11 protein-coding genes are annotated in these 13,718 nt (G+C 74.6%); 1 reads left to right on the top strand and 10 read right to left on the bottom strand.

Going from position 1 to position 13,718, the window contains the following annotated elements:
- Positions 1-125 precede the first annotated feature (125 nt).
- The 4 genes from H0H10_RS23230 to H0H10_RS23215 all read right to left on the bottom strand — a co-directional run bounded on the left by H0H10_RS23230 (position 126) and on the right by H0H10_RS23215 (position 2,304).
- Entirely contained in the window at positions 126-407 is a 282-nt protein-coding gene (locus H0H10_RS23230; RefSeq protein ID WP_188183015.1) for a TFIIB-type zinc ribbon-containing protein, read from the bottom strand.
- 101 nt (positions 408-508) lie between these two features.
- Positions 509-1,438 carry a phosphotransferase gene (locus H0H10_RS23225; protein ID WP_188183014.1) on the bottom strand — a complete coding sequence of 310 codons (930 nt, stop codon included), beginning with the start codon at positions 1,436-1,438 and terminating at the stop codon, positions 509-511.
- 210 nt (positions 1,439-1,648) lie between these two features.
- Positions 1,649-1,831 (bottom strand): hypothetical protein, encoded by a 183-nt coding sequence (locus H0H10_RS23220; protein ID WP_188183013.1) that lies wholly within the window; start codon positions 1,829-1,831, stop codon positions 1,649-1,651.
- Positions 1,832-2,028: 197 nt separating this feature from the next.
- A complete protein-coding gene (locus tag H0H10_RS23215; RefSeq protein ID WP_188183012.1) occupies positions 2,029-2,304 on the bottom strand; it encodes a DUF8836 family protein in 276 nt (91 codons plus the stop codon).
- A gap of 196 nt (positions 2,305-2,500) precedes the next feature.
- Between H0H10_RS23215 and H0H10_RS23210 the strand changes: the two genes are divergently transcribed.
- Entirely contained in the window at positions 2,501-3,979 is a 1,479-nt protein-coding gene (locus H0H10_RS23210) for a serine/threonine-protein kinase (protein ID WP_188183017.1), read from the top strand.
- Positions 3,980-3,994: 15 nt separating this feature from the next.
- Here the strand turns inward: H0H10_RS23210 and H0H10_RS23205 are convergent, their stop codons facing one another.
- From H0H10_RS23205 to H0H10_RS23180, 6 genes are all read right to left on the bottom strand, one after another.
- On the bottom strand, positions 3,995-4,813 hold the full coding sequence (locus tag H0H10_RS23205; RefSeq protein WP_188183011.1) for a TrmH family RNA methyltransferase: 819 nt from the start codon (positions 4,811-4,813) through the stop codon (positions 3,995-3,997).
- 1 nt (position 4,814) lies between these two features.
- On the bottom strand, positions 4,815-6,047 hold the full coding sequence (gene cobA, locus H0H10_RS23200; RefSeq protein WP_188183010.1) for a uroporphyrinogen-III C-methyltransferase: 1,233 nt from the start codon (positions 6,045-6,047) through the stop codon (positions 4,815-4,817).
- 164 nt (positions 6,048-6,211) lie between these two features.
- Positions 6,212-10,348, bottom strand: a complete 4,137-nt coding sequence (gene cobT / locus H0H10_RS23195; protein ID WP_188183009.1) for a nicotinate-nucleotide--dimethylbenzimidazole phosphoribosyltransferase — start codon at positions 10,346-10,348, stop codon at positions 6,212-6,214.
- Positions 10,349-10,695: 347 nt separating this feature from the next.
- Entirely contained in the window at positions 10,696-11,916 is a 1,221-nt protein-coding gene (cbiE, locus tag H0H10_RS23190; RefSeq protein WP_188183008.1) for a precorrin-6y C5,15-methyltransferase (decarboxylating) subunit CbiE, read from the bottom strand.
- Between the two features lie 118 nt (positions 11,917-12,034).
- Positions 12,035-12,673 (bottom strand): GNAT family N-acetyltransferase, encoded by a 639-nt coding sequence (locus H0H10_RS23185; protein ID WP_188183007.1) that lies wholly within the window; start codon positions 12,671-12,673, stop codon positions 12,035-12,037.
- Between the two features lie 129 nt (positions 12,674-12,802).
- Complete coding sequence (locus tag H0H10_RS23180) at positions 12,803-13,630, bottom strand: MetQ/NlpA family ABC transporter substrate-binding protein (protein WP_188183006.1); 828 nt, start codon at positions 13,628-13,630, stop codon at positions 12,803-12,805.
- Positions 13,631-13,718 lie beyond the last annotated feature (88 nt).

The following is a 13,718-nucleotide window of genomic DNA, read 5'->3' as shown; positions in this document are numbered from 1 at the left end:
CTCAGCGGGAGAGCGCTTCCCTGACACGGAAGAGGTCACTGGTTCAATCCCAGTATCGTCCACACAGACCGAAGCCCCCGGCCGTCGTACGGCCGGGGGCTTCGTCGTCCCTCCGCCTGAGCGGATCAGCTGGAGAAGAGCATGTGACCGAAGCTCTTGTGCCGGTGGTGGCCGTGGTGGCCGTGGCCGGTGTGCGGGGCGCCCCAGGCGGGAGCCGGAGCGGCCGGGTACGCCTGCGGGGCGGGCGGGGCCGGTGGCGCGGGCTGCGACCACTGGGCCTCCAGGCGGGTCAGCGCCTCCAGCTCGCCGTAGTCGAGAAAGATCCCGCGGCAGCCGCTGCACTGCTCGATCTGGACGCCGTTGCGGTTGTACGTGTGCATCGGTGCGTGGCACTTGGGACACTGCATGTGTCGGCTCAACTCCTCGCCGGTCGGTCCTGCTTCGCGTATCGCCAGGACAGACTCTGTCCGGCTGCGGTCGGTTGCACCCTACTTCGCGAACCTGCGGTTCAACCGCGCGGGGAAGGGAGGGCGACGGACGCCATGCGCGCACAGGCGTCGACGAGCGACAACTCCACCTCGTCCAGGGAACGGCCCGCGGCGACCGCCTTCGTGACGGCCCGTGCGGCGGTCTGCGCGGTCAGGGCCCGGGCCGGGACGTCCAGGGCCGGCCAGGGGTCGCCGTCCGGCGGGACGGCGGGGCCGCCCGCCGCGCGGTAGGCGGACAGGAACCGCGTCCACTCGTCCGGCGGGAGCAGTCCGCAGGCGTACCAGGCCGCCGGGCGGGCCAGGTCCCAGGCCGGGACGCCAGCGCCGAGGTCGTCGACGTCGATCAAGAGCCACGGGCCGTCGGGGGCGGGGTGGCGTACGAGCTGGCCGAGGTGGAGGTCACCGTGGCACAGCGTGGTCGTATCCGGCATGGCGGCCTCGCCGCGGGCCCAGGCGGGCAGGGCGGCCCAGGCGCGCAGTACGGGGGCGGTGCCCGGGTGGTCGGCTGCGCCGGCACGGAGGGCGGCTATGGCACGGGCCGCCTTCGCGGGGCCGCGCATCGGGGGCAGGGTGACGGGAGCCGGGGCCCGGTGGAGGCGGGCGAGGAGACCGGCCGCGGCCTCCCAGGGCGCCGCGTCCGGGTCGTCCGGGTCCACGGGGGTGCCGTACGGCCAGTAGGTCACGCACCGTCCGTGCAGATGGACGGGCGTCGGGCCGAGCGGGGGGACGAGGATGCCGGGGAGGTGTGCGGCGACGGTGACACGGAGGGCCAGCTCGGCGGGGTCGGTGTCCGACGCGTGCGCCTTGGCGACGGTGCCGGCGTGCCGGACGACGGTGGCGTCGGGGCGGTCGGCGAGGGTGGCCGCGCCGCAGGGACACGCCGGCGTACGGGCGTGGGCGGCGGCCCGGGCGCGAGCCGCCAGGGCGGGGAGGAGGGTGTCCGTTGTCACGGGGCGAGGGTATGCCCGCGGCGATGACGGGACGGCGGGGTGGGCCGGGGTGAGTGGTGGGGGTGGGCGCGGGCGCCGCGGGGAAAAGCAATGCCGGCGCAGCTCCCCAGCTGCGCCGGCATTTGTGCCGTCCGCCGCACCCCCGTCCCCACGGGGTTTCATGGATGGATGTCCCCGCCCGGACCGCTCTTCCGGGCCTGGGGTCGCCGCTCAGCGCCCCAGCATCACACCCACGGACGACGCCTGTGTGGCCACTGTCTCCCACCCGTCGAAGACGAGGAGGAGCAGGACCGCCAGGGGCAGGGCCATGACCGTCGCCACCAGGGGGTGGCGGCGGCCCTGACGGCGGTGCTCCCGTGTGCGGACCAGCGTCCGCGGTGCCGTCTGGGCCATGGTCCCTCTCCTGACCGTTGTGGTTGTCTCTGGCAGCGGCGGGCGTCTGACCTCGGGGGACGAGTGCTGCACCCGCCGCTTGACCTCAAATCTAGGCGTCCGGCACTCGCCGGACGTCATGCCCTCGTACCGATTGCCGGGCCTCCCGGAGGATGAGCCACCACCTGCGGTGTACTCCCCTGGGTGGAGACCAGGTCCTAGGTCTCGGGGTCTTCCCGGAAGGGCCGCCCGCTCTGACCCGGTTTCTCCGAGCCGTCCTCGCGCGGCACCGGCTGCTCGACCAGCGCCAGGACCCGGTTCGCCATGAAACGAGCCGTCCGCACGACCGTCCCGCTCCTGGTGACTTCGCTCACTTCCACCACCCCCCGGCGCACCGCCGTCTCCACCCGGCGGCCCGCCCTGCTCGCCACCACCTCGTAGGTGCGCGTCGTGTCCCCGGCGTCAACCACTATCTCCACACGGTCACCCTTCACGGGCCCAATCCCCCTTCTGCGACAGCTCGTTGCGGTCACCGGCGGCACGAAGCCGCCCTGCCCGCACGCTCTCTGACCACCCTTCAATTCTCCCACCGGGCACTGACAATCGATCGGGAGCAGAGGGCGCGGCCTCTGCGCGCAGGCGGCCGTGGAAACGTAAGCTGTGGCACGTCACAGGGACCGGGCAGCGGGGATGAACATGGCGATGATGCGCCTGAGGCGCGAGGACCCGCGCGTCGTCGGCTCGTTCAGGCTTCACAGGCGGCTGGGCGCGGGTGGAATGGGCGTGGTCTACCTGGGCTCCGACAAGAAGGGGCAGCGCGTCGCGCTGAAGGTCATCCGCCCCGATCTGGCCGAGGACCAGGAGTTCCGCTCACGCTTCGCACGCGAGGTCTCCGCGGCCCGGCGCATCCGGGGCGGCTGCACCGCGCGGCTGGTCGCCGCGGACCTGGAGGCGGACCGGCCGTGGTTCGCGACGCAGTACGTGCCCGGCCCCTCCCTGCACGACAAGGTCGTCGACGAGGGACCGCTCGGCGCGGCCGACGTCGCCGCCGTCGGTGCCGCCCTGTCCGAGGGGCTGGTCGCGGTGCACGAGGCCGGGGTCGTGCACCGCGACTTGAAGCCGTCCAACATCCTGCTGTCCCCGAAGGGGCCGCGGATCATCGACTTCGGCATCGCCTGGGCGACCGGTGCCTCGACGCTCACCCACGTCGGCACGGCGGTCGGCTCCCCCGGCTTCCTCGCGCCGGAACAGGTGCGCGGGGCGGCCGTCACCCCGGCCACGGACGTGTTCTCGCTCGGTGCCACGCTCGCGTACGCCTCCATGGGCGACTCGCCCTTCGGACACGGCAGTTCCGAGGTGATGCTGTACCGCGTGGTGCACGAGGAGGCCCAGCTGCACGGCGTCCCGGACGCGCTCGCACCGCTGGTCCGGGCCTGCCTGGCCAAGGACCCCGAGGAACGGCCCAGCACGCTGCAACTGTCGCTGCGGCTCAAGGAGATCGCCGCCCGGGAGGCCCAGGGCCTGACCGACGTACGGCCGCCCGCGCCGCGCGTCGGGGAGGCGGACCGTCCCACGGGTCGGCTCCCCGACACCTACCCGGAACGCGCCCCCCGGCGCCCGCGCGGACAGCACGGGCAACCGGGACCAGGACCGCAGGGCACCCCCACGCCGCGCGGCACTGCAGGCTCCCGCGGGGCCACTCCCGCCCGCGGCACCACCCCGGCGCGCGGCGGCCCGGCCCCCCGTGGTGGCACGCCCGCACGCGGGGGCCCGCCCCCACGCACCGGCTCCCCCTCCCGGGGCGGCAACGGCTCGCGCGCCGGCGGTACGGCGGCGGGGTCCCGGTCCGGGGGGCGCCCCACTCCGACCCCCCGCAACACCGGGCGGAACACCCGCCCCGGCAGCGGCGGCCGGCCAGCACCGCGCAATGGCGCCGGCCGGCCCGCGCCCAGGACCAACGGGAGCGGGCGGCGGCCCGCCAATCCGCGGCTGCTGCGGCAGCGGCTGTTCGTGTTCGTCGTCGTGACGCTCCTGGTCGCGCTCGGCATCGCCGCGGCACAGGGCTGCCAGGGACCGTCACGGGGACTCGGCGACGACCACGGCGGCGTACGGACGCAGCAGGAGCACGTACGGGACGGTGCCCCGGGCCGGTCGGCGTTCGGGCTCTGACCCCGCTCCCGGCGGCTACGCCGTCGGCCGCCCCGTGGCGACCGCGTAGAACGCGACGGCGGCCGCCGCGCCCACGTTCAGCGAGTCGACGCCGTGGGACATGGGGATGCGCACCCACGCGTCGGCGGCCGCAAGCGCCCGCCGGGACAGGCCGTCTCCCTCGGCGCCGAGCATGAGGGCCACGCGCTCCATCCGGTGCGGGGCGACCTCGTCCAGGGCCTCGGCCCGCTCGTCGGGGGTGAGGGCGAGGAGCGTGAAGCCCGCCTCGCGGACCGTCTCCAGTCCCTTCGGCCAGGTGTCCAGACGGGCGTACGGCACGGAGAAGACCGCGCCCATGGAGACCTTGACGCTGCGCCGGTACAGGGGGTCGGCGCAGTCCGGGGAGAGCAGGACGGCGTCCATGCCGAGGGCGGCGGCGGAGCGGAAGATCGCCCCGATGTTGGTGTGGTCGTTGACCGACTCCATGACGACGACACGGCGGGCCGTGCGCAGCAGGTCCGCCGCCGTGGGCAGGGGCTTGCGCTGCATGGAGGCGAGGGCGCCGCGGTGCACGTGGTAGCCCGTCACCTGTTCGGCGACCGCCGGCTCCACCACGTACACCGGGGCGGGTGCCTCCGCGATGACGTCGCGCATGGCGTCGACCCACTTGGCCGACAGCAGCATCGAGCGCATCGCGTAGCCCGCTTCGCCCGCCCGCCGGACGACCTTCTCGCCCTCGGCGATGAACAGGCCCTCGGCGGGTTCGCGCCGGCGGCGCAGTTCGACGTCGGTCAGGCCGGTGTAGTCGTGCAGGCGCGGGTCGTCGGGGTCCTCGACGGTGATGAGCTCGCCCATGTCACACCGCCCCGTCCGGGCCGACGGTCACGACCTCGCCGACGACGATCACCGCGGGGGGCTTGACCTCCTGGGCGACGACCGTCTCGGCGACCGTCGCGAGGGTGGCGTCGACCCGGCGCTGGGCGGCCGTCGTGCCCTCCTGGACGAGGGCGACCGGGGTGTCCGGGGACTTGCCGTGCGCGACGAGGGTCTCGGCGATCCGGCCGATCTTGTCCACGCCCATGAGGATCACCAGGGTTCCGGTCAGCTTGGCCAGGGACGGCCAGTCGACCAGGGAGCGCTCGTCGTCGGGGGCGACATGGCCGCTGACCACGGTGAACTCGTGGGCGACGCCCCGGTGGGTGACCGGGATGCCGGCCGCGCCCGGGACCGAGATGGAGCTGGAGATGCCGGGGACCACGGTGCACGGGATGCCGGCCTCGGCCAGCGCCTGCGCCTCCTCCATGCCCCGTCCGAAGACGAAGGGGTCGCCGCCCTTGAGGCGTACGACCGACTTGCCCTGCTTGGCGTGCTCGATGAGGGCGTTGTTGATGGCCTCCTGGGCCATGAACCGGCCGTACGGGATCTTCGCCGCGTCGATCACCTCGACGTGCGGCGGCAGCTCGGCGAGCAGGTCGCGCGGGCCCAGCCGGTCGGCGATGACGACGTCGGCCTCGGCGAGCAGGCGGCGGCCGCGCACGGTGATCAGGTCGGGGTCGCCGGGGCCGCCGCCGACCAGGGCGACGCCGGGGGTACGGGTGCGGTGGTGCGGGGCGACGAGGGTGCCGTCGCGCAGGCCCTCCACGACCGCGTCGCGGATGGCGGCGGTGTGCCGGGGGTCGCGGCCGCGGGCGTTCGTGGTGAGGACGGCGACGGTGACGCCTTCGCTGTGGCCGGTCGCCGGGGTCCAGGCGGTGGCCGCGTCGGCGTCGTCGGAGCGGACGCACCAGACGCGGTGCCGTTCGGCCTCGGCGGAGGCGGCCGTGTTGGCCTCGGGGTCGCTGGTGGCGATCAGGGCGTACCAGGCGTCGGCGAGGTCGCCGTCCGCGTAGGCGCGCCGCTCCCAGGTGATCTCGCCGGTGTCCGCCATCGCCTCGACGGAGGGGGTCGCCTCGGGGGACACGAGGAGGATGTCGGCGCCCGCCGCGATCAGGGCGGGCAGACGGCGCTGGGCGACCTGTCCGCCGCCGAGGACGACCACGCGACGGCCGGTGAGGCGGAGACCTACGGGGTAGGCGGGGTGTTCGGCCATGAGGGTGGGCTCCTCGTCCTGGCGGGGGGGTGGGCGCTGCGGCTCTGGAGCAGCCCTGACGTGCGGGTTCGGAAAGATGTGGGGATTTTAAAGGAGGTGCGTTCAGCGTACGGCGGGGCGGGGCGGCCACGACGGATCGCCGGCCGCCCCTGCCCGTGCCGGGGCTACTTCTCGGTGACGCCCGCCGAGTCGAACGTCGCCACTTCGTGCATCGCCCGCGCCGTGCTCTGCACCATCGGCAGGGCCAGCAGCGCGCCGGTGCCCTCGCCGAGGCGGAGGTCGAGGTCGACCAGCGGGCGCAGGCCCAGCTTGCCCAGCGCGGCGACATGGCCGGGCTCGGCGCTGCGGTGACCGGCGATGCAGGCTGCCAGGACCTCGGGCGCGATCGCGCGGGCCACCAGGGCGGCGGCGCCGGCGCTGACGCCGTCCAGGATCACCGGCGTCCGCAGGGAGGCGCCACCGAGCAGCAGGCCGACCATGGCCGCGTGCTCGAAGCCGCCGATCGCGGCGAGGACGCCGATGGGGTCGGCCGGGTCCGGCTGGTGCAGTTCGAGGGCGCGGCGGACGACCTCGGTCTTGCGGGCCAGCGTCTCGTCGTTGATGCCGGTGCCGCGGCCGGTGACCTCGGCCGGGTCGGCGCCGGTGAAGACGGAGATGAGGGCCGCGGACGCGGTGGTGTTCGCGATGCCCATCTCACCGGTGAGCAGGGCCTTGTTGCCGGCGGCCACCAGGTCGCGGGCGGTCTCGATGCCGACCTCGATGGCCTGCTTGGCCTCCTCGCGGGTCATCGCGGGCCCGGTGGTCATGTCGGACGTGCCCGCGCGGACCTTGCGGGGCAGCAGGCCGGGCGTGGCGGGCAGGTCGGCGGCGACGCCGACGTCCACGACGCAGACCTCGGCGCCGACCTGGGTGGCGAAGGCGTTGCAGACCGCTCCCCCGCCCAGGAAGTTGGCCACCATCTGGGCCGTGACCTCCTGCGGCCAGGGGGTGACGCCCTGGGCGTGCACCCCGTGGTCGCCGGCGAAGACGGCGACGGCGGCGGGCTCCGGGATGGGCGGCGGGCACTGCCGGGACAGACCGGACAGCTGCGCGGAGATGATCTCCAGCATGCCGAGCGCGCCGGCCGGCTTGGTCATGCGCTTCTGCCGCTCCCAGGCCTCGCCGAGCGCCTTGGCGTCCAGCGGGCGGATCTGCGCGACGGTCTCGGCGAGCAGGTCGTGCGGGTCCTCGCCGGGCAGGGCACGGCGGCCGTACGTCTCCTCGTGCACGACCCACGACAGCGGGCGGCGCTTGGACCAGCCGGCCTGCATCAGCTCGGGCTCGTCCGGGAACTCGTCGACGTAGCCCACGCACAGGTAGGCGACGACTTCGAGGTGCTCGGGCAGGCCGAGGGCGCGGACCATCTCGCGCTCGTCGAAGAAGCTGACCCAGCCGACGCCGAGGCCCTCGGCGCGGGCGGCGAGCCAGAGGTTCTCGACGGCGAGCGCGGAGGAGTAGGGCGCCATCTGCGGCTGGGTGTGCCGGCCGAGGGTGTGGCGGCCGCCGCGGGTCGGGTCGGCGGTGACGACGATGTTGACCGGGGTGTCGAGGATGGCCTCGATCTTCAGTTCCTTGAACTGCTTGGCCCGGCCCTTGGGCAGGGACTTGGCGTACGCGTCGCGCTGACGCATCGCCAGTTCGTGCATCGCGCGGCGCGTGTCGGCGGAGCGGATGACGACGAAGTCCCAGGGCTGCGAGTGGCCGACGGAGGGCGCGGTGTGGGCGGCCTCCAGGACGCGCAGCAGCACCTCGTGCGGGATGGGGTCGCTGCGGAAGCCGTTGCGGATGTCACGGCGTTCGCGCATGACCTTCAGGACGGCCTCGCGTTCGGCGTCGTCGTAGGCGGGCGCCGCCGGGCCGGTGGGCTGCTGGGGTTCTGCCACTGCGGCCGTGCTCACGTCGTGCGGGTCTTCCTGGTCGTGCGGGTCGGCGCCCTGGGTGTCCAGGTCGTCCGCGTTCTGTACGAGTTCGGGTGCGGCCTCTGGTTCCGTCCCCGCCTCGCCGGGCGCGGCCTCGCGCGGGGCGGGGACGGCGGCGGCTTCCGGAGCCGCGCCGGGCCCCTCGGGGGGCAGGACGAGGGCCTGCGGCGGGGTCGGGGCGAGGTGCGGGGTGGTCGGCACCTGGCCGTCGACCGGGACGAACCGGCCCGTGGGCTGGTCCGGGTGGGCCTGCGGGCCCGTGGGGGCCGCCACGGGGGCGTCGGGCCCGGCCGGTACGGCGGTGTCCGTGGGTGCGGGGGGCCGGACGGGCTCCGTGGGCTGGGTGTGCTCCGTGGGCGCGGTGGCCGCCGGGGCGGCGGGCTCCTCGGCCGGGGTGCCGGCGGGCGGCTGCTCCACGGCGGCCGGGGGCTGCGGCGCCGGCGCCGGAACACCCGCGTCGGCCGGCTGCGGACCGGCCTCCAGGGGCTCGGGCGCGGCCGGCGGCAGGTCGGCTTCCTGCGGCACACCGGTGCCGGCGGCCGCCGCCGGGTCGGCCACGACGGGCCCGGGGGCGCCCGTCAACGATTGGGGTCCCTGGGCGGGCTGCTGCGGCCCGGCCACGGGCTGCGCCTCCGCGACGGGCTGCGCGTCCACGACGGCCGGCGCCTCCGCGACGGACTGCGCGTCCACGACAGCCTGCGGGTCAACGACGGCCGGCGCCTCCGCGACGGACTGCGCGTCCACGACAGCCTGCGGGTCAACGACGGCCTGCGGGTCAATGACAGGCTGGGCCTCCACCGGGGCCTGCGGGTCAACGGCAGGCTGCGCCTGTGCAACGGGATGCGCGTCTACGGCAGGCTGCGCCTCCGCAACAGCCTGCGCGTCCGGCAGGGACGGTGCCGGCCCCTCCGGTGCGGGCTCGGCGGCGGTCTGTGCGGCCACGGCACCGGCCGCTGCCGCAGGGGCGGCGGGGGACGGCGCGGGTTCGCCGGCCTCCGGGCCGGACGCCTCGGGTGCCGGAACAGCCTGGGGAGCGGCCGACTCGGGAAGCCCGGCCTCCTCCTGTGGTGTGGGAACGCCGTCGGCCTGGGAGCCCTCGGACGCGGGCGCCTCAGGAGACTCGTGCGTCCCACCGGCGGTCCCCTGCATCTCACCGGACTCCGAAGTCCCGGATTCCTCAGCAGACTCGGCGGGACCGGGCTCCTCCTGCGCGGTCGGCGCGGAGAGCTCGTGAGGCTCCGGTACGGCCTCGGCCTCCGGCTCCGGCTCCGGTGCCTCCCCGGTGACCTGCTCGGGTTCCGCCGCCGTGGCCTCGGCTGCCGGCACGTCCGCGTCGGCGGGCAGGCTCTCGGTGCCGGGGACCGCCTCGGTGTCCTGGGCGGACGGAGCCGCCGAGACCCGGTCGGCCTCGGCCTGCGGTACGTCCGGCGCCTGGGCCACCTCCGGTCCAGGCACCGCCTCAGGCCCAGACACCGCCTCCGGCGCCGAACCGTCGGCGGCCTCCGGCTCGCCGGTCCGAGGGTGCGCGTCGGCCCCGTGGCCGCCGGCCGGCGCGGGCTGCGGAGCGGCGGCGGCCCCGGACACGGCGAACTCGGCGGCACCGGCGCCCGGTTCGGCACCCGTTCCGCCGAAGCCCGCGGCCGGGACCCCGGCCCCGTCGGTACCGCCGGGCCCGGCGCCTTCCGCGGGTACCCCGCCCGTCGCGGCGACGGCCTGCGCCGCCACGCGGGTCACGACGGCCTGCGCGGCGTCGCCCGGCCGGGGCGCAGGGCCTGCTGCCGGGACAACCGTTTCGGCAGGCGCAGCCCCGGCGCTCACCGGCGCCTGCGCCATCGCCTGCGCGCCCCAGGGCGCCGCCCCCTGCGGGGCCGCCTCGGCCGTCTGCGGCACGTCCAGGTACTCGGGGCCGGCGGTCGGCGGGCCCGAGTACCGCGCGGGGGCGTCGGCGGGACCGCGGTCGGCGAGGGAGCGGACCGGGCTGGCGGAGGTGTCCGGGACCGGCGGGCCGAGGTGCAGCGGCCGGCGCGGCGGGGCCGGAGCCGCCGACGGCTCAACGGCCGGTCCCGGCAGACGGACGCCGCTGAGGTCGACCGAGCCGCTGTCACGGCCGGACATCTCGTGCGGCCCGGGCTCGTGCACGGCCTCGACGACCGGCTCGGGCGCGGGCGGCGCGACCTCGTTGCCCCAGGCGCTCTGGGCGCCCGGCAGCAGCAACAGGTCCTCGTCCTCGGCGGTGGTCTCGGAGAGGTAGGTGTACGCGCCGGGCGCGGGGACACCCGGTTGCTCCACCATGCCTGCGTTCTCCGGCAGCCCCTCGCCCGGGATCTGGCCGGTGTCGGTCATGCGTAACCCCTCGCCCATCGGTTAGTGCTTCTACGACCAGCTCGCCCGGGACGGCGCACCGACCGCCCCGTAGGAAGAACGAGCGTGCGTGCCCAGCGGCACGAACGACCCGCCGGAAAAGACGACAAAGCCATTGAGTGGCATTGTCGCGGTCGTTCCCCCGTCACGACAGCTTGATCCCGCGACGGCCCGCTGTGGACTGCGCCACGTTGCGCGTCCTCCGGTTCTGCCGTACCACACCCAGCCCGGAAGGGGCGGGTTTTTACGGACATCGACCAACGAAGCGCCGGGTGTCCGCGTGCGGTACAACGATCCGCCAGCCTACCCCGCGCGGTACGACAATCCGATCACGGGGCGCGGTCCGGAAGGACCCCGCTGAGCAGGAACGCGACACTCCGTTCCGTCTCCGTCCAGGCCCGGGTGTCGAGCCCGACGGACTGCAGCAGGGCGCACTCCACCCGGTAGCCGTGCTCCGTCAGGTCCCGGCCGACGAGTTCGGCCGCGTCGCGGGTGGCCGCGTGGGCGACGATGCGCTGCGGGCGGCGGTCGGCGACCGCGGAGACCACGGCCGCTCCCCCGCCGCCGACCCGGACGACGTCCGGTTCGGGCAGGTTCTCCAGGACGTGCGGGGCGGTGCCGTGCACGATCTGGAGCTGGACGCCGAAGTGGCGGGCGGTGGCCTCGGTGCGGGCGCAGGCGTCCGCGTCGCGGTCGACGGCGATGACGGCGGCTCCGGCGCGGGCGGCCTCGGTGGCGAAGGCTCCGCTGCCGCAGCCGATGTCCCACACGAGGTCGCCGGGGCGCGGTCCGAGCCGGGCGAGCTGGGAGGTGCGCAGCAGTTCGGTCTCGCCCTCGCCGAGTTCGCCGCCGTAGGTCTCGGCGGGCAGCGACCAGCCGCGCGGCCCGGTGGCGGGGTCGCGGCCGGCGATCCACCCCCCGCCGTCGGCCGCGGTGCCCGGTCCCACGGTGCCGCCGACGACGATGACGACGTTCGGGTCGCGCCAGGTGTGGTCGGCGGCCTTGTCGGAGGTGACGACGGTGACCTGTTCGCGGCCGGTGCCGAGTTCCTCGCAGATGACGAAGGTGCGGTGGACTCCCTCCAGCAGCAGGCCGAGTTCCGCGGGTCCGGCGCCGGGCGAGGTGAGGACCGCGACCTTGGTGTGGGCCCGGCAGACGTTCACCGCGCGCCGCAGGGTGCGGGGGTGGGCGACGACCACCTGGGCGTCGTCCCAGGGCATCCCCGCCCGGGCGAAGGCGGTGGCGACGGAGGAGACGGCGGGGACGACCTCGACCTCCAGGCCGAACTCGGGGGCCCGCAGGGTGCGTACGACGCCGAAGAAGCCGGGGTCGCCGTCGGCGAGCACGACCGCCGTGCCGCGGTGGGCGGCGATGCGGCGGGCGGCGAGCGCGATGCTGCCGAGGCGGATGCGTTCGGCGGCGGGCGGCACCTCGGGGAGCGCCAGGTGGTGGGCGGCGCCGGCCACCAGCGTGGCGGCGCCCAGGGCTGCGCGCGCCGCGGCGGTCAGCGGCGAACCGTCCCAGCCGATCACCGTGACCCGGTCGGCCATCGTCGTCAGTCTCCAGGTTTTTTCGCAGGTCGTGCTCGGTGGGCTGCCACGAGGGCGGGCTCCGTGAGAGTACCCGGTGCGGGCTCGTGGCGCGGCGGGGGTGTCGCCGCCCCTGGGATCAGTTCCAGTCGGTGAAGCCGGTGAAACCGCCGGTGTCGGCCAGCTGCTCCGCCGCGCCCTCGATGTCCTCCGGGAGGAGGCTCCACACGATGAAGTCGGTGCGTACGTCGGTCCAGGTGCCGTCGTCGGTCCGTACGTGGGCTATGCAGGCGTTGCGCAGGACGCCCTCGCTGATGCAGCCGATCTTCTGGGCGACCTGCTGGGAGGCGGTGTTGTCGGCCGCCGTGCGCAGCTCGATGCGTTCGAACTTCTGATCGCCGAAGAGCCACTGGGCGGTGGCGAGCGCCGCCTCGGAGGCGTAGCCCTCGCCGCGCGCCCAGGGGGCGACGATGTACGACAGCTCGGTGGACCGCACGTGCCAGTTGGTCTTGGAGAGCTGGATGATGCCGACCAGGCGCTGGGTGAGGAACTCGGTGACGGCGAGGTCGAGTCCGCGGCCGGCCTCGCGTTCGGCGGGGGCGTGCTCGGTGATCCAGGTGTGGGCGCCCTGCTCGGTGAACGGCTGGGGGACGTCGGTCCAGGCGGCGACCTGCTCGTCGTTCATCATGGCGGCGAGGGCGGCGGCGTCGTCCTCGTCGAGGGGACGCAGCACCAACCGCTCCGTGCTGATGGAGATGTTGGGGAAGGTGCTCGTCATGCGCCGCTCCGTAGCCTTCGAAACCGTCAGGGCCTGCTGAACTGCCCAGCATGCAGCATGAAAGCACTCAACCGCACCACGGGGTCCACTCCTGTGCGGAGCGGACCCCGTGCGTGGCGGGAGGCCGGATCAGAAGGAGGGGATCACGGACCCGGAGTACTTGTCCTCGATGAACTTCTTCACCTCGGCAGAGGTGAGGAGCTTCGCGAGCTTCTGCACCCGCGGGTCGTCCTCCTGGCCCTCCTTGACGACGAGCAGGTTGACGTTCGGGTTGTTCTCGGCGGACTCCAGGACGATGGCGTCCTCGGACGGCTTCAGGTCGGCTTCCAGGGCGTAGTTGCCGTTGATGACCGCGGCGTCGACGTCGTTCAGGGAGCGCGCGGTCTGGGCCGCCTCCAGCTCCTTGAACTTGAGGTTCTTCGGGTTCTTGGTGATGTCCGCGGTGGTGGCCGCGGTACCGACGCCGTCCTTGAGGGTGATCAGCCCGTTGGCGGCGAGCAGCTGCAGGGCGCGGGCCTCGGTCACGCTGTCGTTGGGGACGGCGATGGTCGCACCGTTCTTCAGGTCACCGGCCTTGTCGGCCTTGTTCGAGTACAGGCCGAGCGGCTCCAGGTGCACCGAGGCGACGGACTTCAGGTGGGTGCCGTTCTTCTTGTTGAAGTCCTCGAGGTACGGCTCGGTCTGGAAGTAGTTGGCGCCGACCGAACCGTCCTCGGTCGCCGTGTTCGGCGTGACGTAGTCGGTGAACTCCTTGACCTGCAGGTCGAGGCCCTCCTTCTTCGCCAGGTTGTCCTTGACGTAGGTGAGGATCTCGGCGTGCGGGACGGGCGTCGCGGCGACGACCAGCGGCCCGGACGTGTCGGAGGCGGCGTCCTTGTCCGACCCGCAGGCGCTGAGCCCGAGGGTGAGGGCTCCGGCGGCGAGGACGGCGGTGGTGATCTTGGCGGTGTTACGCACGAAAAGTGCCTTTCCTGATGGGTGGTGCGACCCCGTCTCGGGTGGTACGGGGAGTCTGGGGTGGTTACGCGACCTGGGCTGGTTACGC

Source organism: Streptomyces griseicoloratus (genome assembly GCF_014534645.1).
Lineage (GTDB): Bacteria > Actinomycetota > Actinomycetes > Streptomycetales > Streptomycetaceae > Streptomyces > Streptomyces griseicoloratus.
This window is presented reverse-complemented; position numbering and strand designations above follow the sequence as displayed.